Annotated in this window: 21 protein-coding genes; 3 read left to right on the top strand and 18 right to left on the bottom strand. The window is 28.6% G+C overall.

Annotation, left to right across the window (positions count from 1 at the left end; translation table 11 throughout):
* From hisG to ACZ5RS_RS01530, 4 genes are all read right to left on the bottom strand, one after another.
* Window positions 1-861: an ATP phosphoribosyltransferase gene (hisG, locus tag ACZ5RS_RS01515; protein WP_464637108.1), complete on the bottom strand. Its 861-nt coding sequence runs from the start codon at window positions 859-861 to the stop codon at window positions 1-3.
* 242 nt (window positions 862-1,103) lie between these two features.
* Entirely contained in the window at window positions 1,104-1,703 is a 600-nt protein-coding gene (locus tag ACZ5RS_RS01520; RefSeq protein ID WP_464637109.1) for a DUF308 domain-containing protein, read from the bottom strand.
* A 12-nt stretch (window positions 1,704-1,715) separates the two neighbouring features.
* Complete coding sequence (locus ACZ5RS_RS01525; RefSeq protein ID WP_464637110.1) at window positions 1,716-2,525, bottom strand: FKBP-type peptidyl-prolyl cis-trans isomerase N-terminal domain-containing protein; 810 nt, start codon at window positions 2,523-2,525, stop codon at window positions 1,716-1,718.
* 204 nt (window positions 2,526-2,729) lie between these two features.
* On the bottom strand, window positions 2,730-3,233 hold the full coding sequence (locus tag ACZ5RS_RS01530; protein WP_464637111.1) for a hypothetical protein: 504 nt from the start codon (window positions 3,231-3,233) through the stop codon (window positions 2,730-2,732).
* Between the two features lie 188 nt (window positions 3,234-3,421).
* Here ACZ5RS_RS01530 and ACZ5RS_RS01535 point away from each other — a divergent pair, with 188 nt between their 5' ends.
* On the top strand, window positions 3,422-3,766 hold the full coding sequence (locus ACZ5RS_RS01535) for a DRTGG domain-containing protein (RefSeq protein ID WP_464637112.1): 345 nt from the start codon (window positions 3,422-3,424) through the stop codon (window positions 3,764-3,766).
* A gap of 65 nt (window positions 3,767-3,831) precedes the next feature.
* Here ACZ5RS_RS01535 and ACZ5RS_RS01540 read toward each other — a convergent pair whose 3' ends face one another.
* A complete protein-coding gene (locus tag ACZ5RS_RS01540) occupies window positions 3,832-6,765 on the bottom strand; it encodes an insulinase family protein (RefSeq protein ID WP_464637113.1) in 2,934 nt (977 codons plus the stop codon).
* 109 nt (window positions 6,766-6,874) lie between these two features.
* Here ACZ5RS_RS01540 and ACZ5RS_RS01545 point away from each other — a divergent pair, with 109 nt between their 5' ends.
* Window positions 6,875-7,645 carry a glycerophosphodiester phosphodiesterase gene (locus ACZ5RS_RS01545; RefSeq protein ID WP_464637114.1) on the top strand — a complete coding sequence of 257 codons (771 nt, stop codon included), beginning with the start codon at window positions 6,875-6,877 and terminating at the stop codon, window positions 7,643-7,645.
* Between the two features lie 4 nt (window positions 7,646-7,649).
* Here ACZ5RS_RS01545 and ACZ5RS_RS01550 read toward each other — a convergent pair whose 3' ends face one another.
* From ACZ5RS_RS01550 to ACZ5RS_RS01575, 6 genes are all read right to left on the bottom strand, one after another.
* Window positions 7,650-8,978, bottom strand: a complete 1,329-nt coding sequence (locus tag ACZ5RS_RS01550) for a hypothetical protein (RefSeq protein ID WP_464637115.1) — start codon at window positions 8,976-8,978, stop codon at window positions 7,650-7,652.
* A gap of 52 nt (window positions 8,979-9,030) precedes the next feature.
* Entirely contained in the window at window positions 9,031-10,044 is a 1,014-nt protein-coding gene (locus tag ACZ5RS_RS01555) for a hypothetical protein (RefSeq protein WP_464637116.1), read from the bottom strand.
* Window positions 10,045-11,289: a peptidase T gene (pepT, locus tag ACZ5RS_RS01560; protein ID WP_464637117.1), complete on the bottom strand. Its 1,245-nt coding sequence runs from the start codon at window positions 11,287-11,289 to the stop codon at window positions 10,045-10,047.
* A gap of 91 nt (window positions 11,290-11,380) precedes the next feature.
* Complete coding sequence (locus ACZ5RS_RS01565) at window positions 11,381-12,232, bottom strand: hypothetical protein (RefSeq protein ID WP_464637118.1); 852 nt, start codon at window positions 12,230-12,232, stop codon at window positions 11,381-11,383.
* An 18-nt stretch (window positions 12,233-12,250) separates the two neighbouring features.
* Window positions 12,251-12,811 carry a hypothetical protein gene (locus tag ACZ5RS_RS01570; protein ID WP_464637119.1) on the bottom strand — a complete coding sequence of 187 codons (561 nt, stop codon included), beginning with the start codon at window positions 12,809-12,811 and terminating at the stop codon, window positions 12,251-12,253.
* 78 nt (window positions 12,812-12,889) lie between these two features.
* Window positions 12,890-13,369 (bottom strand): hypothetical protein, encoded by a 480-nt coding sequence (locus ACZ5RS_RS01575; RefSeq protein ID WP_464637120.1) that lies wholly within the window; start codon window positions 13,367-13,369, stop codon window positions 12,890-12,892.
* A 114-nt stretch (window positions 13,370-13,483) separates the two neighbouring features.
* On the opposite strand from ACZ5RS_RS01575, the gene ACZ5RS_RS01580 reads away from it, so the two are divergent.
* The gene (locus ACZ5RS_RS01580; RefSeq protein ID WP_464637121.1) at window positions 13,484-15,544 is read left to right on the top strand and encodes a hypothetical protein; all 2,061 of its coding nucleotides are present in this window, start codon (window positions 13,484-13,486) and stop codon (window positions 15,542-15,544) included.
* 32 nt (window positions 15,545-15,576) lie between these two features.
* Here the strand turns inward: ACZ5RS_RS01580 and ACZ5RS_RS01585 are convergent, their stop codons facing one another.
* The 7 genes from ACZ5RS_RS01585 to ACZ5RS_RS01615 all read right to left on the bottom strand — a co-directional run bounded on the left by ACZ5RS_RS01585 (window position 15,577) and on the right by ACZ5RS_RS01615 (window position 22,881).
* Complete coding sequence (locus ACZ5RS_RS01585) at window positions 15,577-17,202, bottom strand: cation:proton antiporter (RefSeq protein ID WP_464637122.1); 1,626 nt, start codon at window positions 17,200-17,202, stop codon at window positions 15,577-15,579.
* Between the two features lie 25 nt (window positions 17,203-17,227).
* Window positions 17,228-17,674, bottom strand: a complete 447-nt coding sequence (locus tag ACZ5RS_RS01590) for a PTS sugar transporter subunit IIA (protein WP_464637123.1) — start codon at window positions 17,672-17,674, stop codon at window positions 17,228-17,230.
* Between the two features lie 159 nt (window positions 17,675-17,833).
* Entirely contained in the window at window positions 17,834-19,579 is a 1,746-nt protein-coding gene (locus ACZ5RS_RS01595; protein WP_464637124.1) for an NADH-dependent [FeFe] hydrogenase, group A6, read from the bottom strand.
* 23 nt (window positions 19,580-19,602) lie between these two features.
* Window positions 19,603-21,390 (bottom strand): NADH-ubiquinone oxidoreductase-F iron-sulfur binding region domain-containing protein, encoded by a 1,788-nt coding sequence (locus tag ACZ5RS_RS01600; protein ID WP_464637125.1) that lies wholly within the window; start codon window positions 21,388-21,390, stop codon window positions 19,603-19,605.
* On the bottom strand, window positions 21,390-21,794 hold the full coding sequence (locus ACZ5RS_RS01605) for a (2Fe-2S) ferredoxin domain-containing protein (RefSeq protein ID WP_464637126.1): 405 nt from the start codon (window positions 21,792-21,794) through the stop codon (window positions 21,390-21,392). The genes ACZ5RS_RS01600 and ACZ5RS_RS01605 overlap by 1 nt, the downstream gene beginning before the upstream one ends.
* Before the next feature lie 20 nt (window positions 21,795-21,814).
* Complete coding sequence (locus ACZ5RS_RS01610) at window positions 21,815-22,399, bottom strand: ATP-binding protein (RefSeq protein WP_464637127.1); 585 nt, start codon at window positions 22,397-22,399, stop codon at window positions 21,815-21,817.
* An 11-nt stretch (window positions 22,400-22,410) separates the two neighbouring features.
* Entirely contained in the window at window positions 22,411-22,881 is a 471-nt protein-coding gene (locus ACZ5RS_RS01615; RefSeq protein WP_464637128.1) for an NADH-quinone oxidoreductase subunit NuoE family protein, read from the bottom strand.
* Between the last annotated feature and the right edge of the window lie 129 nt (window positions 22,882-23,010).

Genomic DNA, 23,010 nt, shown 5'->3' on the forward strand with positions numbered 1-23,010 from the left:
TTACTCCGTCATTTTTTCAATTTTTGTAACTAAAATACCTTGAGCACCAATTTCTTTTAATTTCTCAAAGGCATCCCAAAAACTATCTTCAGCGACAACAGTTTGAACTGAATACCAACCATCTTCATATAATTTTGTTACTGTTGGTGATTTCATAGATCCTACTAAAGCTCCAACTTGTGATAAATGTTCTTCAGGTAAGTTAAAACTTATATACTTATAATCTTTTGCTCTATTTACTGCATCAATTCTAATTAATAATCTATTTAAAATATCTGATTTATTTTTAGGTAAATTATTATTTTTTATCATAACAGCAGAGCTAGTATAAATACTTTCTACTTCTTTTAAACCATTCATTTTTAATGTAGTTCCAGTACTTACTAAATCACAAATTGCATCTGCAACACCAATTGCAGGAGTGATTTCTACAGAACCACTAACTTTAACATAAGAAGCATTTACACCATTTTCTTTTAATATTTTATCTAAAATATTAGGATAACTAGTAGCAATTTTTTTATTGTTTAAAGATTTTAAACCTTCATATTTAAAATCATTTTGAGTAGCAATAGATAATCTACATCTTGCAAAACCTAAATCTCTAACAATAGTTAATGGTATTTGTTGTTCATCATATTCATTCTTACCTACTATACCAATATCTGCAATTCCCTGTGCTACATATGATGGGATATCATCATCTCGAACATATAAAAACTCTATAGGAAAATTAGAGGCTATTTCTTTTAATACTCGAGAATCAGAACCAAAATGGATTCCACAAGTTTTTATTAGATCTAATGATTTTTCACTTAATCTTCCTTTATTTTGAATTGCAATTCTTAATCTTTCTTCCATTTAAATTCTCCTATTCTAATCAATTTTATTTGGTAAAAAAAAATCCCCGCTAAGCGGAGACTAAAAGGATACAACGAACAATCCAGACCACTTAGAGTTGGTTAAAACCGAATAAATGATGATGTATTGTTCTATTAGTTTTCATATTACCCATTATAACTATAATTATATTCATGTCAATAATGTATGAATAAATATTGAATAATTATACATTATTTTTATATAAAATTTTAAATAAATGATTAATTCATCTTTTCAAAATCTCCTTCAACATTAGTTTTTTCGAAATCTTTTTCAACTTTTCTTAATCTAAGACTCCAGAAAAAATGACCAATTCCATAAAAAACAAAGATAACACCAAATATTCTTAAGAAGAACTGTGCAACTTGATTAGGGAATAAAAAGAAAATAACAGCTATTAATAGATTTATTAATCCATTGATTAAAAAGGAATTACTAAAGAAATCTGTCTTTTTTAAACCAAAGAAACTAAATAAGTTATTCAAGCCATTAATTAACAATTGTAGCGCCAATAAATAAACAACAATTGTTACTGCAAGATTTGAAATAAAGTATGGAGCGGCAATAATAATTATACCAATAATGATACTAAAGATTGAAGAAAATAAATTTACATTTTTTGTTCTCTTTAATTCAACTAGATTGGTTGAGAATATTAATCCTTTTACTCCAACAAAAACACTATATAATCCATATACTAAAACAGCATATCTTAATAAACCTTGTCCATTAACTATTAAAACAATTCCAAAAATTGCAATTACAATTCCAAAAATCATTGATAAAATCAAATTATTTTTAAAAAAACTCTTTTCCTTCATTTGATAACCTCATTAATTTGTTTTTGCTAATGATATTGGATCACTAACAATTTGTTTAAGTTCAACATCAAATATTAATAATGAATTTGGTGGAATAGCATTTGTACCGTCCATACCATAAGCTAACTTAGGATGAACATAAAATCTATATTTTGCGCCAACATTCATCAACTCAATTCCTTCTATAAATCCAGGAACCAATTTATCTAAAGAAAATTTAGTATCTCCATCACTATCTAACAATAAGTCTTCATTAAGAGAATATATTTGATAAGAAACAACAACTTGATCTTGGTCAGTAGGATGATCTCCTGAACCTTCCTTAATTACTTTATACTGCAATCCTGATTCTGTTTCAATAACATCCTCATTGTTTGCATTTTCAGTCAAGAACTCTTCTGCTTTTTTCAAGTTTTCTTGTGCTTCTTGTTCTTGTTGCTTTTGTGCTCGGCTAAGCATCTCTTGTTGCATTTGTTGAATAATCTCTACAATTTCTTGTTCACTAAATAATGCATTGCCTTCAGCAGCATCAATTGCACCTTTAGCATAATATTCAGCATTGATATCTAAATTTTGACTTAATGTAGAGAGATATAATAGATATGAATATGCGTAACTAAATTTATCCTCTAAAGTTTTTGGTTCCTCTAAATCTTTAATAGCATCAACTTTTACTACTTCGACTTTTTGGTTAGGAACAATTTGAGTTACTAATTCATCTTCATCTTCATTCTTTTTTTCATTGTTTGGTAAAGCAAATAAATTTACGCAAACAAAAGATAAAATTAATAAAATTAAATATATTTTTGAAAAGCTCTTCACGGTATATCTATCCTTCCGTTGCAGGGGTTAGCTTCTCTTCCATTGTAGTTTTTACCTCACCCCCAGATTCAAACCATATAAAAGAGAACTTTCTATAAAACTTTACAATAGAATAATATATAAGTCTAGTTAAACTTATATCTTTTTTATTTTTTTAACTTAAAATCTTTATTTTTTCTCATTAATATGCAGTTTTGACTAGATTTAAACTTCTTTAGTAAAAGGAATTAAGTAAAACTCTTCATTATTGCAACCAATGGTAGATCTCTCTAAATTGTCATAAGTCACTAAAAAGTTAAAGAATAATTTATTGTTTTCAAAATAGCCTAATATTTCATTTAAACTATCTGAATCTCTTGAATAAATTGCATTTTTTACAATTTCAACAGGTATATTAAAATTACCATTTCTAAGATGTAAAATTAATGAATCTTCATTTATTTCAATACTAGAAAACGGAGCTTCAATTATCATATTTTGAACAAATTCATCTTCTCCAAATGCAGAAATCATTGTGCGTAAATTACTAACATTTTCTTTAAACTCTTCAGAATTAGGATCTACCCCATTTTCCACTAAAGAAAGTTCCATTATAGAAAGGACCGTATCTAAATCATAGGTATATGTCCCTAAAATATTACTTGCATAAACAGCTGAAGATAAAAACAATATAAAAATACTAATACTTATTGTTTTTTTTATTTGCATAAAAAATTGGCCCCTAAAATGATTTCTTAACTTACTACAAGTACTTAGTCTATAACAGAAAAATTGAATTGTCCATGTTTTTAACAAATGCTTATTTTTAGCTTTAAAAGATTAATTTAATCGATAAATTCTTACAGATATATAAAAAATTACTATGCTTGATTAAGAAAAAATGTTATACTCAAGCTATGAAATTGAAAGATGTATTAGAACTCTGTTCAGGAAAAATATTATGTGGAGAATCACATCTAGATGATGAAGTAGATTTCGCTTTTGCAAGCGATATGATGAGTGATGTCTTAACATTGCTTGAAGATAACATACTTTTGATTACAGGTTTATCAAATAATCAAGCAGTTAGAACTGCAGTTATGAGTGATATAAGAAATATTGTAATTGCTAGAAACAAGATTCCAAGTCAAGATATGATTGATATGGCTAATGAATTCGATATTGCAATATTAACGACTCCATTCTCAATGTATCATTTAAGCGGAATTTTATTTAATAAAGGCTTAAAATATATTTATTAATTTAAACTTAATAAAAAAATAAAGCAGGAAAAAATCCTGCTTATTTTTATGCTTAAATATATTTACTAAATTGATAAATAAACTAATTTATCCTCATCCATGTCTAAAATATCTTTTTCTTTATCAAAAGTACTCTTATCACAGAAGAAAGCATATGAATAGTTTGTTTCTTCTGATAAAGACTTTGCTTCATTTTGAATATCGAGACTATTTACATTTAAGATTTCTTTCCTAGAATTTCTACGAACTTCATCTTCTATATTATATAAAATTCTTCTAAAATCTATAATACTCTTTCTATCAGGACCATAAGGTTTTAAATCATTTGCAACATTACTTATTATTGCATCATCAATTAAACTCTTATCTACTAAATCTTTGCTGTATTTTTCTAAAGTTTTTTTGAATACCTCAAACGTCTTTGATAAATTTGGATCACTTGCTGAAATGAAAATAAATAATCTCTCAAGGCTTTCAACATGGCAGTCTACACCGTAAGCACCACCTAAGACTCTAATTTCATTCCACAAATCATTGCCAGATAGGATTGAAGATAAAATTCTTTGGACAGAATTTTCTTTACTACCTAAAGGTTTTGCTGGAATAACATAACTAGTATGATTTACTGAAGATGGTAAAATATAACCTTTTTTACCTTTAACATTTTCAAAATTTTCATATTTTTTATTATTAACAACTAAAGAAGTAGCTTCAAAAGAATTTAAAAATTTCTCAATAGTTTTTTTACATTCATCGGTTTTTTCTTCTTCACAAGTAAGATGAATTTCAAATCTATTTAAGTTATTAATTTTATTTTTTAATTCATTAAGTTCTTTTGCTAAATTAGCAACATCTTCTCTTTTGATAGATTTTAAAAATGTCCATTGTGTTATCCCAAGTAGTTGCTCAATTATTTTAGCATTATCTGAATAATCACTTGAAGCCGCAATTGTAGCAAAGCGATAGCCAGCACTTGAGGCAACCGATTTATACATATTTTTCATATCTACTAAAGAATTCCAAATTGCTTTATAATCATCAATCTTTGATTCTTTAATAATTCTTTTAGTTAAATCAATTCCATTATTAATATCTTCATTTAACATCTTTATTCTAAAAATAATTCCCAAACATCTTTCTTGAGAAACTTTAGAACCACCTTCTAATGAGATATTAAAACCTCCAGTATTATGCATAACCTCAGTCATTACTTTTGTGTTATCCATATCTCCAACAGAACAATTTTCTAATATTTTTGTATAAAGTGGTAACAACATTATCTCTCTAGCACTAAAATCTTCCAAATGAAGAAATATATCAAAATATGCAATAGAATTTGTTGCATCATTCATTAACCAAATTGGAGTATCTTTAATTTTTAACAGTTCATGATCATAGCATCTAATATCTTGAGGCAAATCCTCAATAAATAATTTTGGAACGCTTTTTAAAGCTTCTTCAGAATCACCTTTATCTTGAAAATCTAAAAAAGTTTTAGTTTTTTCAATATAAACTTGTTTTTCTTGTTCATTTATTTCTGCGGTTTTGTCTTTTATTTTTTTTGCTAATTTTTCATTATACTTATCCATTTCATTAGAATCTGGAGTAGCAACAAATAAAAGTCTATGATTATTATTTAGAATATTTGTATCAATCCATTCTTCTAAATATCTTGGATTGTCATTCATTTTTAATTTTAATTCATCAACAGCCTTACTATACTCAATAGTACTAACAGGACTTAAGCCCCTTAACCAACCTCTTAATGCTCTTTTTAAAACAATTAATCCCATAGGATTGGATGCTGGTTTTTCATGTATTTGGAAACTTAATCTTTTTAAAGTTGCAGCAACTAATTCTTTCTCAAACCCTGTTTCTACAATTTTTGTAAGTTGTTTTATTATAAACTTTTCAATCTTTTCTGGGTCTTTATCTTTTACCCCTGAGAAAGCAATAGTTAATGGCATTAAGGTATAATCTGTACTAATTCCACTTATATTAGATACATCTTCTCCTAATTTTGAATCTAACATAGCTTTATAAAAAGGACAGCCTGTTGATCCTAGTAATAATTCATAAATGAAAGATAAGGTAATAACCTCTAAAGGAACAGAAGAATCTGTAGTTACAAAAGAAGTTGCAACCATAGCCCCAGAATCATCATCACTACCTGGACATGTAATAGACAAGGTCCTAGGCTCTTTCCATTTAGTAGGTATTAAATTACCTTTTGAAACATTAATTTTAGCACATTCTGAAAGATATTCTTTATTTAAAAGTTCCAAGTACTTTTCAATTTTTAAATCGCCATATAAAAATAATTTTGAATTAGTTGGATGATAATATTGCATATAGAAAGATTTAAATTTTTTATAGTCTAAATCTACTATATCAATTGGTTCCCCACCTGATGAATAATTATATGCTGTATCTGGATACAAGCTTCTTAAACAAATATTATTTGCAACATATTCTCCATCATTCCTATCTCCAAGCATTTCATTAAAAACAACGCCTTTATAAACAAAGTCACCTTCTTTATTACAATGAAGTCTTATCCCTTCTTGCATAAAAGTTTCTTCTCTCAGTAATGGAGCAAATACTGCATCAGTATATACATTAAAAATATTATCAAAATCTTTTTCGAGTGGACTAGCAGCCGGATATAAAGTTTTACTTGGATATGTTAGTGCATTCATAAAAGTAGAAGCACTACTTTTCTGCAATTGCATAAATGGATCGCGTATTGGATATTTTTTTGATCCTGACAAAACACTATGTTCAATAATATGAGCAACACCAGTATTATCATTTGGAATTGTTTCAAACACATAAGAAAAAAACAATTCTTTATCATCATTTAATACTTGGTAAATTTCCATTGCGGTAGCTTCATGTTTATATAATAAACCAAAACCATCATACTCATTAAGTCTTTCAATTTCGATTAGCTTAAACCCAAAAAGTTCATCACCAACCTTTTTATTTTGAAGTTCCATAAAACTCCTCCGCACTATAAAGCTATCAAAACCATCTATGTTTTGCAAGCAAATAATAAACAAACAAAAAAAACTTGCTTAAATATTTAAATTAAACTAATGTATTAATATGATTTCTTATTACGATTTTAGAGATAAACCTATTCTTTTTGCACATAGAGGAATGAATTCTTTTGCTCCTGAGAACTCTTTACCTGCATTTGAATTATGTTTAAAAAATGATATTCCTGCAATTGAATTAGATGTACACTTAATAAAAAGTGGAGAGCTTGTAGTAATTCATGATTCTGCAACCAAAAGAGTTACAAATGAGGATTATATTGTTGAAAATTTAACTTTATCGGAAGTTAAAAAATTAGATATTGGTAAAAATTTTAATAAAAATTTTGACAAAACCCAAATTCCCACTTTAGAAGAAGTTTTCCAACTTTGTTCAAATAACATATTATATGATATTGAAATTAAAACTAATAAATTAAAAAATAAAGAACTTACAACAAAACTTTGGGATTTAATTAAAAAATATAAATTAGAGTTTAACACTATTATTACTTCTTTTAATCCATTTGTTGTAAGAGAATTTGAACAAATCTCAAAACATTCTTTATTAGAGGGGATTATATTTGCTAATGAAAAATCAGTCCCATTACTTTTAAGAAAAGGATTAGGTTCAAGATTTTTTCAATGCAATATCATGAAACCAGATATTACATTAGTTAATCAAACTACTTTATCAAGGTATAGAGAGAGAAATCTAAAAATTTTACCTTGGTGTGTTGATACTGAAGAACATGTTGATAAATTACTAAATCAAAATATCTTTGGAATAGTTTCAAATGTTCCTGAAAAAATGATACAAACTGAATTATTTAAAAATTAAATAATTACAAAAAATTATAAAAGGCTTTACGCGCTACTTGAATTATTGAAGCTGATTCACCAGCTTCAATACTGTCTTCTAACGCCATGCTGTCAATCAAAGTGCTATCAAATACTAAATCTAAAGTTGATAAATCATAAACTTCTAGACTGCCATGAGAAAGAACAATAGATTTAAGGCCATCTTCTTTATTCACTACTTCAGCTCTAAATAGAAATAGGTAATCGGCTTGATTTTGATATTGTTGGATATTATTTATATTTAAATTCTCTTTAACTGTTACATTTGCTTTTTGCTCAAGTAATTTTTCCTTGAGGAAATCAGTACTTACACTTTCTCTAGTATTTTGATTTATATCATTTTCTATTGTTGATAAAATAATAGTTTTATCCGCTAAATGAGAAATCTTATTATATGAAAAAACTTTTTCTTTTATTGCAAATTCAATCTGATTTGCAGCATCATTAAAATTTTTACTTCTTAATAATTTAAGTTTTTCATCTAAATTAATTTTAAAAATTATCAAACCATCCAAATTAATATTTGTATTTTCTATATCAAAATAAAATAAATTATTATTATCTGAATATAAATCTTGATCAATTAAATAATTATCAAATTTTATATCTTTTGAATTATAAGAAACAAGTATCTCCCCATCTATAACTAAAGGATCAATAAAACCTTCTTCTCTATTTAATCGAATTTCTAAATTATAAAGATCTCTTTTCCCATAAACAGTTATATTTAAGGCTTTTACTCTAGAAATTATCATATTTAAATAATCATCAGATTGTAAGATAAAATCATTTTCTTGAGCATAAATATAAGCATCAATTAATTCTCGAATAGATTGTAAGTCTTTATTTTCTCTATAATAAGCATTGCTTGTCTCTTCAAAATTTTTTAATTCTGCTGTGATTTGTTCTTCTCGATTTATTCTCTCTAAATTTTTCTCATCAATTGTCTTTTTATCAGCAGTAATTAAAAATATAACATGAACTCTACTATCTATTATTTCATCAAATTGCTTTATAATTTTTATTGTCAAATCTTCATAACTATAATTATCATATAATTCATTAATAAAAGCAGTTTCATCTTCTATTAAAATAAAAGAAGATAACTCATCATAAAAAGTTTTTAGAGCGTCCTTTTTAGCAATAATTTCAGTATCACCATAACCTTCTACTACATAATAATTTAAAAATTCATCACTATATTTTTCACTGACCCAATTTGGTACAGATTGTAAATTTATCTCATTATTCCCACTTATACAGGATGTAAATAATAAAAAACTAAAAACTAATAAAATTAATGTCTTTTTCATAATTACCACCTAATATAATTTTATTTTACCATTAAAATAAATCAAAACAATCCTAAAACAACAAATCAAAAGATATTAATGCATTATAATAACTTTCATTATAAGAATCCATTTTATATGCTACCCCTATTTTAGTCGAAGTAGATAGATAAGCTATTAAACCAACTTCAAATATACTATGTAAAGCTATAGGATTTTCATAAACCACACCAATTTTTGTCTTATTATAAACTGAAAAATTTTTTAAAAAGCTATTTATACCAAAAACTTTTGATAAAGGCAATTCAATAAATAATCCTAAATCAGAACTAAAATTATAACTATAATCTGTCAGATTTAAATAATATGATCCAGAAATGCCTAAATAAGCTTTATCAAAAGGTGTAAACAATCCTTTTAAATAGAAATAATCACTCGATAAATTCATCATATTATTTATAAAATCAAAAGAATAATTTATCCCTATCTGACTCTTTGGACCATCAAGAATTTGTGTATTTATAAGATTGATTGGATTATTTAAATAATCAATAGTAGCGTAATTATCATATATAGAATTCACAACTGCTAAAGATTTGTTATCATCATAAGTTTTTAAAAGAACAAAATCTCCAGATCTATATTTATCTTCTATATTTAAAAAAGAATTTACTTTGTTTGTATAACTTAGATGATAAGAATCATTATCTTCAAAAAGAAGATTTAAATCATAATTAAAGCTATTGTATAAAATACTATCTAACTTGTTGAATAATACTTTTATATCCGATTCATTAAATTTAATATCCAAGGCTAAAACTTTATCATTTAATTCAAGCTCTCCATTAATAATTAATAAATCGTTTTCATAAGAAATTTCGTTTAATTTTATAATTAAAGAATTCTTAAAATCCTCATCTACCTTAGTATATGCAACTAAGGTAGAATCTAGGTTTTTTGAAATCAATCTCTCAACTTCATCTCTAAAACTATTTGATTCATAATTTCTTTCGATATTATACTCTTGAGCAAATAGCAGGTTAGAAAAAAATAAAAGTAAAATAAGAAAAATAATATTTTTCTTCATCTATTTTTCTGCTCCAATTTTAATAATTTCCAATATTAATTTTACAGCATCTTCCATAGCATCTACAGCACACCACTCATAATATGAATGATAATTGTGACCACCAGTGTAAATATTTGGACAAGGAATACCTTTTTCATTTGCCATTCTAGCCCCATCTGTGCCACCTCTAATTGGAGATTCAAATAATGGCTGTTCTAGTCTTCTACCTGCCTCATATATGCTTTCTAAAACTTTAGGATTTTTCAAAGAAATATCTTTCATATTATAATATTGTCTTTTGAAATTGATTGAAACTTTACTTCCTGGATTTATTTGTTCAATCATTTGGCTTAAAGATTTAAGAACATTTTCTCTTCTTTCAATTTCACTAATTTCAAAATCTCTTAAATATATCATCAAATGAGCTTCATCATTTGTAGCATTGAGTTCTAAAGGACAATAATAACCAAATCTTTGATCAGTAGCTTCAGGGCTTTCAGCTTGAGGTAAATTATTTACAAAAGAAGTAGCTAAAGTTAATGCATTGACCATTTTTCCTCTAGCTGCACCAAGATGATAGGATACACCCTTAAAATCTACAGTTACTTTTGACGCATTAAAACATTCACTTTCGATTTCATATCTAGTACCGCCATCAATTGTATAGCAATAATCACAATGAATTCTATCATAAGGGAAGGCATCCATACCGCAACCTGTTTCTTCATCACAAGTAAATATAATTTCAACTTCACCATGTTCTATTTCTGGATGATTAACCAAAATTTTTGCAATTGCCATAATTTCACTAACACCAGCTTTATCATCAGCTCCTAAAAGAGTTGTTCCATCAGATGTAATTATTGTTGAGCCAACATAATTTGCTAATTCTGGATTTTCTTCTCTCTTAATAATTCTTGAAGAGCCTTTTAATACAATATCTTTACCATCATAGTTTTCAACTACTTGAGGTTTAACACCATTACCTTCTACATCATCTGCTGTATCAACATGAGCCATTAAACCAATACAAGGTGCATTTTCTACAGTTGCTGGAATATGAGCTACTAGAACTCCTTCAGGACCGACTGTAACATCTTCAATATTTAATTCTTCCAAATCTTTTTTTAATAAATTAATTAAATCTAATTGATTAAGTGTTGAAGGATGTTTTGTTTCTGCAAGTTTTTCATCACTCATAGTATCAACAACTGTATATTTTAATAAGCTTGATATTAAATCATTCTTTAAATCGTTAAACATGTTATAACTCCTAAAAATTTATCTTTATTCATTATTACACAATCTGATTTATAAAACAATTATATCTATTAATCTTTACCTAATTGTACAATCAAAGTACATAATTATATTTTTTTAGCATTGGTTTTAACATATCAATTACTTGATACATGGAGAAAACACAAATCATTATTCCAGTAACAACTGGAGATCTTTTCATTGTAGAACCAACTGCTATCATGCTATTAGCTAAAGCATAAGAAACTTGAGGTTCTGTTGAAACTTCATTTACCCATTGAGCAAAAGCTTCTTGAGCTTCTCCCCCGTATTTATAATATTGATATAAACTCATAATTGTACAAGATAATACTCCTGTAGCAACACTAATTGCGGCTGCAGCTGAGACTTTACCCCAAAATACTGTATCTGGCATAAAAATATATACTACACCAGCTGTAAATAATACAAAACTTCTTATAACTAGTTTTCTCAAATCCTTTTGAAAAGCAATTTGTTGACTTGGGGGAACTAATTTAGAAACTTTAGTTATATCTTTCTTCAATATCTGTTTTGTACTATTTAATTTTTCATCAATTCTATACTCTTCACTTTCTGGTATTAATTCTTTAGCTCTTTGTGCAATTTCATCAAGATTACTTTCTCCATCAAATACAACATCATAATTAAACGATAAATATTCTTTACCTCTTTCTTCTATTAGTGCGTTCTCTACTATTTGTTTTCCATCATAACTATCAAAATCTATTGCTTTAGCAGTTTGAGAAAAATATGGGGAAACTATATCTAACTGTTCATCAACAATTTTGGAAACAGAAGTAATTAATTCATCATCACTAATTTCTTTTGTCAAATTTCTATTTAAGGCAAAAGAGCAACCACTAAGAATAAAAACTAATAATAACACTAAGAAATCCACTAAAATATTTGTTATCTTTTTCTTCATAAAAATTCGATAGAAACTCTATCCTTCCTCCTTATTATTTTTAAATTCTATTATTTTATAACCAACTAAAATTGATGGTCTAATGCTTGAAAAGTCACCAAAACTTTCTTTTAGAGTTAAAATACTATCTTCATATATGCCATTTAAATTAAAGAAAGAAAGTGAGGGTTCAATATAAAAATTTTTATTAATATCGAAGGTATAACCAAAGGCTAATTTATTTAAATATTGAATATTCTCATAAGGAGAATCATAGCCTCTTAAATATTCAACTTTAACTAATGAAAAAGAGACTAAAAACCCATTAAAAAATGGACGATATAATATATCAAGAGAACCACCTAATCCAATTAAATCAATCTGGTTCGTAGTTGGGATAATAACATTTAATGGGATACGAATAGATAAATCCTCATTTATATTCAAAGAAAATGAAATCTCATTATAAACTAAGTGATCAATTATAGGATCTATATATAGAGCATCAATTGCTACATCTAAAGAAGATATTTCTTCTTGAGCAAATATATTATTAGAAAATGATAAAACTATAAAAAATAAAAAAACTACTTTCTTCATAAATTATCTCCTTCTAAAAACTTAAAAGAAGAACTTTTATTTGAAAATAGTTTAAATTACTTAGGTTATATTACTTAATTATCTCTCAAAGCCAAGAGCTTCAATAAATTTATCCTCATCAATTTTCTTAAAAGGAACTACAAATTCATGCTTATTATTATCACATAAAAGAGTAAATCCTTTTCTATTATTTGAAGTTTTTCCGAAATCTATTGATTCTATTTCATCTATTGGTTTTGACCAAGTGAGCTTAGCTTTTCCTTTTTCTTTTGTATAAAGCAATACCATTGAGTTATAGATAACAAATCTACCTCTAATAAAATCCCCTTCACTGTCACTAGGAACTTTTTCACAATAAATAGAAAAATCAAACTCATCATTTATAACTGCTGAAATAGCTTTAGTACTCAAATAATAAACTAATTTTAAGTAAAAAAATACAATTATAAATAATACTAAAAATAATAGCCAATAATTTAATACACCGATTACTGATCTAGGAATAAAGACTAAAACAAAAAATATTCCAACAATGAGAATTCTTAATAAATATTTCAAAAGATAAACTCCTTACCTAAAAGATATTTTAGTTTATAAGCTTTGACAATATTAATTGATAAAAAACTAAAGCAAATAAAGAATATTTTTAATTTATAAAAAAAGGAGGCTATTATGAAAAAAATAAAATTCTCATTAATGTTTATTCTTTTCTGTTTATTTTTCATCAGCTGTGATGATAAAATTTTTACATCTTCTTTATCATTAAATTTAAATCAAGAAACTACAAGAAAAAGCAAATCAATATTGCCAGAAGATATTCCATTAGAAGTAACCCAATATACTATTACAGGACAAGGTCCAAATGTGGAAGATACTTTTACTATAAATACTCGTGATAAGAAAACAACAATTGAAGGAATCACTATTGGCAGTTGGGATCTATTTGCTGTAGGGAAAAACTGTGATGGACTAATTTTAGTAAGTGGAACTAATACTGTTGAGGTAAAACAAGAGCCTACATCAACTGTTATAGAATTGAATAAACTAGTTGGAAATGGAAATATAGATATTGATTTTATTTGGAATCCTGAACTAGTTAATAATCCCAAATTAGAATTAGAATTGGCTAATCAAAATAATAATAAAATAAAAGTAAGCCCAACGAGTATAGATTATTCTCAAGGATATGCAACATTTGAAACAGTTACAAAATCTGATTCTTATACTCTAAACGCAAAACTTTATGATGGGGATGTTTTAGTCTCAGGTTGTATTGAAGCAATAAGAGTAGTAATGAACAAAACTAGTTCTGGAACTATTCAATTTAAATTAAATAGTGAAAATGATGATAATTATAATTCAGATTCAAATATTCCAATTACTATTAATAATCAAACAGGAACACCTATTACTTGTTCTATAAAGCAAGTACCAGATATTGTCGAGTATAATAAAGAAATTTGTCCAATTCTTCAAGAATCAAATGATATACCCCTAAATAACTTTAATATTGATTGGTATTTAGATGGAACAATAATTGGAAGTGGTATTGATTGTAAATTTTTAGCATCTATTGGATTCCATAGATTAGATGTAATTGTTGAAAATGGTAATATTGGTAGTACAAGTTCTGCTCATAAAGATTTTGAAGTAAAAATAAATGCCCCAACATTCTTGCCAAAGGTAATTTCTACAATTAATAACTCTGAAAATGGTTATAATGTTGGATTAAATATGCATATTTGTTTTTTACCTGATAATAAAATTATATCCTATTGTGGAGAAACAAAAACATTACAAATCTGTAGATTAATTAATAATAAAATTGAAGTAATTAACACTTATAATAGTTCATCTGAAATGCCTTTAAGTAATGTTATTGATATGAAAGTTGATACTATTAGAAATAGAGTTTTCATCTCTGAACAAAATAGCAATACAATAAATATATACGATTATTGCTATAATAAATTAACTCCATATTTTACAGATGATTCTTATCATCAATATGCTAAACATTTTGGACAAATCTTTATTAGACCTCAAGATTTTTTAGTTTTTGATAATCTTGGAGATTCATACAGAGAATACAATATAGATCCAAAAGAAGATAACTCATTTTTTGCAATAAATATGGTTAAGAATCCTGACGATATTTCATATCATTGTTCAAATGGATTAATGAGTCCGGACTTAGATGCAGTAACCTTTGCAAGTGATACAGGCTTTGTTTCTCATGCTTATAATACCCCTGGATATGATAATTGTTTATTAAGAGCAACTGCAGCATTAAAATACAATTCAGGCGAAGTCCTATCAGCAGGAGCTCTTGATTGGAAGTCTTTTATAATTGGTGCAAATGATAGAATTATTTTAGGATCTTTAACTGGTGATAATTTACTTTATTCAACTACAATAGAAGAAAAAATTTCATATTCAAGTCAGCAAGAAAACTTACCACAATTTAGTGATGTTTGTAATTTCATATATTATAATGAATATGATGAAATTAATAATAAATCTGATATTTCAAAAATATATGCACTTTGTGGAGGATCAAAATCTTTATTAGCCTTTAATGTAAATATGGTAGATCTCTCATTAGATTATATTGGAAAAGAAGACTTTATAGATTTTACTCCTAAAAATGGAATTTTATCTAAAGATAAATCTATTTTAATTCTTTGGGGCAATAATGAGAAGTGTATTAAAATTTGTCAAATCAATCATTAATAAATATTCCTCCTTTTAAGGAGGAATTATCTTTAGTTATCGCTAAACATATTCATTAATAATTGAGCACTCATCATTTCTGGATCTTGCATCGAAGATAAAGTATTTGCAAAAGCTTGGAAGTCAGCAATTGAATCAAGAAGCATTAATCTTACAAACTCTTCATCATTTTCATTACAAGTTAATTTTAAGGAGGCTTGTCCATCTTCTATTCTTTGAATTTCTAGCATAATAATTGTAGATTCTTTTCTAATTTGATATAAAAGGTTTTTACTTTCTACACTAGATACGAAAAAACCTTCGCTAATAAAGCCTTCTAAAACAGTATCAGATATAAAAGTTGCTGCTCTTTTTGAAGGGAAATCAAGAGCAATAGTAATTGTATTTCTATCTTCTTGAATATTCAATTTCTTCTTATATCCGCTTCCACCTTTAAAGGCTGAAACTAACATTGGAGGAGCGGTTACTGAAGCAACTAACATCGTCATAACGGCAACACCGAACAAGTCATGAGAAATAGCACCCGAAGCTAAACCAATACCCGCAACAATTAAAGTTACTTCACCTCTTGGTAACATACCACAACCAATTCTGTAAGCGCCTTTTAAATTAAATCCTACTAATAATGCTGGAGCCCCACAACCAATTAATTTCCCTAAGAATGCTATTACAGAGAATAATAGGGCAAAACCTAAAACACTTCTCAAAGCAGAGAAGTTAACCATCATACCCATAACAGCGAAGAAAACTGGAACAAAGAATTCACTAACAGATTTTATTCTAACACTCATACCATGAGCTACATCAGTCTGACTTAATGCTAAACCAGTAATATAAGCTCCAATAATCATTGCAAGTCCAGCCATTTCAGAGAAACCTGCTAAAAGCATCGCAACACCAAAAGCTATTTCACTTATTAATGGTAATGAATTTAATCTTTTCATTCCTTTAGTAAATTTTGGAGCAATTATTACTCCAATCACAGTACAAGCTAACCAAAAGAGAATTGCTTTAAAAGCTACGGCTGCAATAATTCCCCAGTGAATTGAGCCACCTTCAACTTGAACTGAAGTAATACCAACTACTACAGATAGTAATACAATTGAGATAACGTCATCCAAAACAGCTGCAGCCATAATTGTAACACCTTCAGGAGTTGCTATCTTTTTTGTTTCACCTAAAATTCTTGCGGTAATACCAATTGAAGTAGCTGTACAAACAGTTCCTAAAAATAATGCAGCAGGATCTAATAAAGAATGAACATTATCTAATAATAAAACAGTAGCACCTGCTCCGAAAGCAAAAGAGACGATAACACCACCTAATCCAACAACGGAAGCTTTAACACTAAATTTTATAAAAGTTGGTAAGTCTGTTTCTAAACCAGAATCAAAAAGCAAAAAAATAGAGCCCAAGGTGGAAATACCATATAAGGCTGGGGATACGGGAATTGTGGTATCAAGAGGTAATGGAAATAGAGGTCCAAACTCTCCTAAAGGAATACTCCCTAAAAGATAAGGTCCAACAATCATTCCAGCACATAACTCACCTAAAACTTTTGGCTGTTTTAAATAATTTGCAAATATATACCCAACAAATTTTGTTGCAATTATTATTACTCCTAATTGCAACATTAATACCATCATTTCCTCTGCCATCATCAACCTCGATTTTTTGTTTTATTTAGATTCCAAATACATTTAATAATTCAGTAGCATCCTTTGCTTCTAAAATACTCTTTCTTGCTTCTTCTGTTTTAATAACTCTACTTACCTCAGCAAGGAATTGCACGTGAGGGCCAATGTGGTCACTTGGTGATAATGTCATTATAAATATTTTACTTTTTTCACCATCTAATGCATTAAAATCAATACCTTCTTTCTTAATTCCAATGCATGCGGTTAATTGTTTTACAGCTCTAGTTTTTGCATGAGGGATTGCAACGCCATGTTGAATACCAGTAGACATTTTTGATTCTCTGTCCATAACATCTCTATATGCTAAATCAATATCTTCTAATAAATTATTGTCTTTTAAAATATTCAACAATTCTTTAATAACATCTTCTTTGTTTAAACTATCTAAAGAAATTTTTACAACATTTTCATTTAGAACATTTTTTAATTTCATAATATACCTCATAAGTAATATAGGCACCCTATATTATAATTATAAAAATAAGCTTTCTTCATAATATCATTTCAAGGGATTAACGTAAAGATATCAAAAGAATTGTATAAAAAAAAGGGCCAGTTATTTACTGACCCTTTTTATAATTATTTAAATTAATTATGCATTATATTGTTTTCTTTTTGTATAACTTGTATGCAATAAAGAATGAGCTTTATGTGACATTGGCTGACCCAAATAATCACTATAAATTTTCTTAATTGAAGGGTTATCATGAGATTTACGATATGTTGATTGTTCATCATCATTATATAAACCTGCAATTCTTTGCTTTCTTATTTGGTCATCAGTACCATAAGGTTGACCACCACCTGCAATACAACCACCACGACAAGCCATAACTTCAATAAAGTCATAAGGAGCTGGTTCATTAGCTTTCTTAGCTGCAAGAACTTCTTCACAAACTGCTTTAACATTTGCTAAACCATGAACAATAGCTACTCTTACTTTAGTACCATTCATGTCCACTTCACCCTTACGTACATTATCCATACCACGAACAGCATCAACTTCAACTTCTTCTAACTCATCACCAGTTACTAAATGATAAGCTGTTCTTACAGCAGCTTCCATTACACCACCAGTATTACCAAAGATTGTTCCAGCACCTGAGTATTCACCAATTGGAGAATCACAACCTTCTTCACATAGAGAAGCAAAATCAATTCCGTAAGCTTTAAATAATCTAGCAATTTCACGAGTTGTTAATACTAAATCAACATCATCGTAACCAGAAGATTTCATTGAATCATCTCTCTTACTTTCATATTTTTTAGCTGTACAAGGCATTAATGCAACACTATAAATTTTTGCTGGATCATTTTTAGTTGTTTCAGCATAATATGTTTTTGTAATAGCACCTTGCATCATCATAGGAGATTTAGCACTAGAAAGATTTTCTGTTAATTCAGGATAGAACTTTTCACAGTAATCAACCCAACCTGGACAACAAGAAGTAAATTGAGGTAATACACTACCTTCTGTTGTTAATCTCTTAACTAATTCACTACCTTCTTCCATGATTGTTAAGTCAGCACTGAAGTTTGTATCGAATACTAAATCAACACCAATTTTTCTTAAAGCAGCATATAATTTACCTGTAGAAACTGTACCAACTGGCAAATCAAATTCTTCACTAATACCAACACGTACAGAAGGAGCCATTTGAACTGCAACAACTTTTTCTGGATCTGCAATAGCAGCTCTTAAATCAGCTGTTTCATCTTTCTCATAGATTGCTCCAACAGGACAGTGAACGATACATTGTCCACATTTTACACATGGGCTATCATTTAATTTTAGATTTGCTGCAGGAGACATTACAGTTCCATCACCACGGCCAATAAAATCTAAAGCATAGACACCTTGTAAATCCTGACAAACTTGTACACAACGACCACATTTAATACATTTATTAGGGTCTAAAACAATTGAAGGAGAAGATGTATCAACCTTTAATGCTGCAAGTCTCTTTTCAAAAGGTTGTTCTCTAATTCCAAATTTTGCTGCCAAAGTTTGTAATTCACAATTTCCATTTCTAATACAAGTTAAACAAGAGTTAGGATGAGTACTTAAAGTCATCTCTAAAATTGCTTTTCTAACTTCAAATAATTCAGGATCATCAGTTATTACACTTAATCCTTCATGTACAGGAGTCGAACAAGCTCTAATCATTTTATTATTATTTTCTTGTTTACATACACACATACCACATGAAGCAAAAGGAGTTAAATCAGGGTGATAACATAAAGTTGGAATATAAACACCAACTTCCTTTGCTGCTTGTAATACTGTTGTACCTTCTGCCACTTGAACGGGGATACCATTTATTTTTACGTTTATCATTATCTCTTTGATCCTCCCGACGCCTAATGAACTTCAACAGCGCCGAATTTACAAGCTGTAAGACAAGCACCACATTTAATACAAGCTGCTTGATCAATAATATGAGCTTGTTTTCTTTCACCTGAAATTGCACCAGCAGGACACTTACGTGCACAAGCAGTACATCCGATACATTTATCTGCATTAATTGAATAAGAAATTAAATTCTTACATTTTCCTGCAGGACATTTTTTATCTTCAATATGAGCTTTATACTCATCAGGGAAATATTTCAAACTTGAAAGAACTGGGTTTGGAGCAGTTTGACCTAAAGCACAAAGGGAACCTTTACGCATTGCTAAAGCGATGCTATGAATATTATCAACATCCTTTTGAGTTCCTTGACCTTTAGTAATTTTTTCTAAGATATTTAGTAAGGATCTACCTCCAATTCTACAAGGAGCACACTTACCACAAGATTCATCAACAGTAAAGTTTAGGTAGAATTTTGCTACGTCTACAATACAATCGTCTTCATCCATAACAATCATACCACCAGAACCCATCATAGAACCAATCTTTTGTAATCCACCAAAATCGATAGGAGTATCAAGATTTTCTTTAGTAATAACACCACCTGATGGACCACCTGTTTGAACTGCTTTAAATTCTTTTCCGTTAGCAATACCACCACCGATATCATAAACAATTTCTCTTAGAGTTGTTCCCATTGGAACTTCAACAAGACCTGAGTTTTTAATTTTACCAGTTAAAGCGAAAACTTTTGTACCATGGCTATCATCAGTACCAATTTTTTGGAACCAAGCACCACCCTTGTTGATAATAACAGGGATATTAGCCCAAGTTTCTACGTTATTAATACAAGTTGGTTTTTGCCATAGACCTTTAACAGCAGGGAATGGTGGACGTGGTTGAGGCATTCCTCTAAAGCCTTCAATTGATTGTAATAAAGCAGTTTCTTCACCACAAACGAAAGCACCAGCACCTAAACGAATTTCAATATCAAAATCAAAACCGCTTCCTAAAATATCTTTACCTAGTAAGCCATATTCTCTAGCTTGTTTCATTGCAACTTCAAGACGATGAATTGCAAGAGGATATTCAGCTCTAATATAAATATAACCTTGAGTTGCACCAATTGCTCTAGCACAAATAGTCATAGCTTCAAGAATAGAATGGGGATCCCCTTCTAAAGTTGAACGGTCCATGTATGCACCAGGGTCTCCTTCGTCAGCATTACAAACAACAAATTTTTCATCGTTTTGTGACATTTTGGTAAAATTCCATTTCATCCAAGTTGGGAAACCAGCACCACCACGACCTCTTAAGCCAGCAGTTTTAACTTCTTCAATAATTTGATCTGGAGTAAATTCGAATAAAGCCTTTTCTAATGCAGCATAACCTTCACGAGCGATATACTCATCAATGTTTTCTGGATCAATGAATCCACAGTTACGAAGAACAATTCTGAACTGCTTTTGATAGAATTCAATTTCTTCAACTTGTGCATGTTTATGACTTTTTTCTTTATTATATAAAAGTCTTGTTACTTCACGACCTTTTATAATATGTTCACTTACTAATTCTTTTGCGTCTTCTGGTTTAACTTGTACGTAAAAAGAATCTTCAGGAAGAATTTTAACAATTGGACCTTGTTCACAGAAACCAAAACAACCTGTTTTAACAATCTGTACTTCGTCTTTTACACCCTGTGCTTCACATTCAGCAATAAGGTTTTTATAAATATCGTCTGCGCGACTAGATTCACATCCAGTACCACCACAAACTAAAATATAGTTTCTGAAAGCCATTACTTATTACCATCCTTTGCATAAATATCTGCTGCAGGTTTATCATATAAATGATCATTAACTAGTTTATGATTAAGTATATGTTCTTCAACAATTGCTTTTGCAACTTCAGCATCAACCTTTCCATAAATAACGTCAGGCATGTTTGGAATAATTACTTCAATAGTTGGTTCAACATGGCATAGTCCCATACAACCTGTTTGTGTAACTGAAATGTTGGTAATACCTTTAGCATCTAATTCAGAAATAAAAGTATCTAAGACTGTTTTTGCACCAGCAGCAATTCCACAAGTACCCATTCCAATAATGATCTGACCTTCTTTTCCTTCAATACTACGTTTTTGTAAAGAATTCTGTTTTGAAGCTCTTAATTTTCTAAGTTCTTCTAATGTCATTTTTGCCATTATAATTTCTCCAATTTCGACTACTTAAAAATTAATTTTCTATCCAAATAATATTGATGTAAATCTTCTTCTTGACTTAGCAAAAATTCTTTTAATAAACTTAATGAAGAAACAGTTGAAAAATCGCCTAAAATATCAAGCAATTCTGTTTTTGAATATTTATAACTACTCTTTCCTTTTGAAGTATCTATTTTTCTCTCAATAACAAGCTCTTGAGCTTTTGGATCACTAAAAAGAGTTAAAAAAGTAATACATAAATCTCCTATTGGAGGTGTATCAATATTACATAAATCAAAAACACATTTAACTTTTGTTCCAACATTAACAGTTGAATCAATTTCAAAACTACCACCACTTTCATTAACACATTGAACTAAAAATGGTAATCCTAAACCAACCTTTCGTTTATTATGTTTTACCCCATCAGTATAATAAGGATCTAAAACTTTATTTAAAACATCCTTTGTCATTCCTTTTCCATTATCTTTTACAATAACTGTCAGATATTTATTATCTTCTAATAATGATAGCTCAACTAAAGAACTGTTAGCTTCAAAAGAATTTTGAACAATATCTAAAATGAAATCACAAATATAACGATGCATAATTTTTATTTTTAAGCAAATTTCTTTAAGATACCAGGAATTTGATTCTTAGTAACCTTACCAAACACTTCACCGCCAACAGTCATAACTGGCGCTAAACCACAACATCCAATACATCTAACCGCTTCAAGAGAAAATTTCTCATCATCAGTGATTCCGCCTACTTCTAAATCCAAAACTTGTGAAAGTTCTTCAATAATAGCATCGCCACCTTTTAAATAACATGCAGTACCCATACAAACTTGAATGTTAAATTTACCTGGCTTAGTAAGCTTAAAGAAATGATAGAATGTTAATACTCCCCATACTTTTGCGAATGGGATATCTAACATATTTGAAACTTCCTCAGCAGATTCACGAGATACGTAACCATATTCACTTTGAACACGGTGTAAAACCATGATGAGATTTCCTGGTTTATTTCGCCATTGATTAATGAACTCAATCAATTCAGGCGAGAATTTTACATTATTCTCAGACATGTACCCTCCTAATATTCTTACCCTATATTTACTTAATCAAGAATCTTGATTGTTAATTAGTCTAACATAATCTATTTTTTTTGTACATATGATTATAGCACGTAAAGTTCTAATAAACGATATGAAAAT

The sequence above is a fragment of the Pleomorphochaeta caudata genome (assembly GCF_055395745.1).

What these genes read in the sequence shown, in the direction of transcription:
- ACZ5RS_RS01615 (WP_464637128.1), bottom strand. Translation starts at nt 22,881, where the DNA reads ATGTCTGAGAATAATGTAAAATTCTCGCCTGAATTGATTGAGTTCATT.
- ACZ5RS_RS01540 (WP_464637113.1), bottom strand. Translation starts at nt 6,765, where the DNA reads ATGGAACTTCAAAATAAAAAGGTTGGTGATGAACTTTTTGGGTTTAAG.
- ACZ5RS_RS01595 (WP_464637124.1), bottom strand. Translation starts at nt 19,579, where the DNA reads ATGATAAACGTAAAAATAAATGGTATCCCCGTTCAAGTGGCAGAAGGT.
- ACZ5RS_RS01580 (WP_464637121.1), top strand. Translation starts at nt 13,484, where the DNA reads ATGAAAAAAATAAAATTCTCATTAATGTTTATTCTTTTCTGTTTATTT.
- ACZ5RS_RS01590 (WP_464637123.1), bottom strand. Translation starts at nt 17,674, where the DNA reads ATGAAATTAAAAAATGTTCTAAATGAAAATGTTGTAAAAATTTCTTTA.
- ACZ5RS_RS01520 (WP_464637109.1), bottom strand. Translation starts at nt 1,703, where the DNA reads ATGAAGGAAAAGAGTTTTTTTAAAAATAATTTGATTTTATCAATGATT.
- pepT (WP_464637117.1), bottom strand. Translation starts at nt 11,289, where the DNA reads ATGTTTAACGATTTAAAGAATGATTTAATATCAAGCTTATTAAAATAT.
- ACZ5RS_RS01565 (WP_464637118.1), bottom strand. Translation starts at nt 12,232, where the DNA reads ATGAAGAAAAAGATAACAAATATTTTAGTGGATTTCTTAGTGTTATTA.
- ACZ5RS_RS01530 (WP_464637111.1), bottom strand. Translation starts at nt 3,233, where the DNA reads ATGCAAATAAAAAAAACAATAAGTATTAGTATTTTTATATTGTTTTTA.
- ACZ5RS_RS01535 (WP_464637112.1), top strand. Translation starts at nt 3,422, where the DNA reads ATGAAATTGAAAGATGTATTAGAACTCTGTTCAGGAAAAATATTATGT.
- ACZ5RS_RS01545 (WP_464637114.1), top strand. Translation starts at nt 6,875, where the DNA reads ATGATTTCTTATTACGATTTTAGAGATAAACCTATTCTTTTTGCACAT.
- ACZ5RS_RS01610 (WP_464637127.1), bottom strand. Translation starts at nt 22,399, where the DNA reads ATGCATCGTTATATTTGTGATTTCATTTTAGATATTGTTCAAAATTCT.
- hisG (WP_464637108.1), bottom strand. Translation starts at nt 861, where the DNA reads ATGGAAGAAAGATTAAGAATTGCAATTCAAAATAAAGGAAGATTAAGT.
- ACZ5RS_RS01570 (WP_464637119.1), bottom strand. Translation starts at nt 12,811, where the DNA reads ATGAAGAAAGTAGTTTTTTTATTTTTTATAGTTTTATCATTTTCTAAT.
- ACZ5RS_RS01600 (WP_464637125.1), bottom strand. Translation starts at nt 21,390, where the DNA reads ATGGCTTTCAGAAACTATATTTTAGTTTGTGGTGGTACTGGATGTGAA.
- ACZ5RS_RS01550 (WP_464637115.1), bottom strand. Translation starts at nt 8,978, where the DNA reads ATGAAAAAGACATTAATTTTATTAGTTTTTAGTTTTTTATTATTTACA.
- ACZ5RS_RS01555 (WP_464637116.1), bottom strand. Translation starts at nt 10,044, where the DNA reads ATGAAGAAAAATATTATTTTTCTTATTTTACTTTTATTTTTTTCTAAC.
- ACZ5RS_RS01605 (WP_464637126.1), bottom strand. Translation starts at nt 21,794, where the DNA reads ATGGCAAAAATGACATTAGAAGAACTTAGAAAATTAAGAGCTTCAAAA.
- ACZ5RS_RS01585 (WP_464637122.1), bottom strand. Translation starts at nt 17,202, where the DNA reads ATGGCAGAGGAAATGATGGTATTAATGTTGCAATTAGGAGTAATAATA.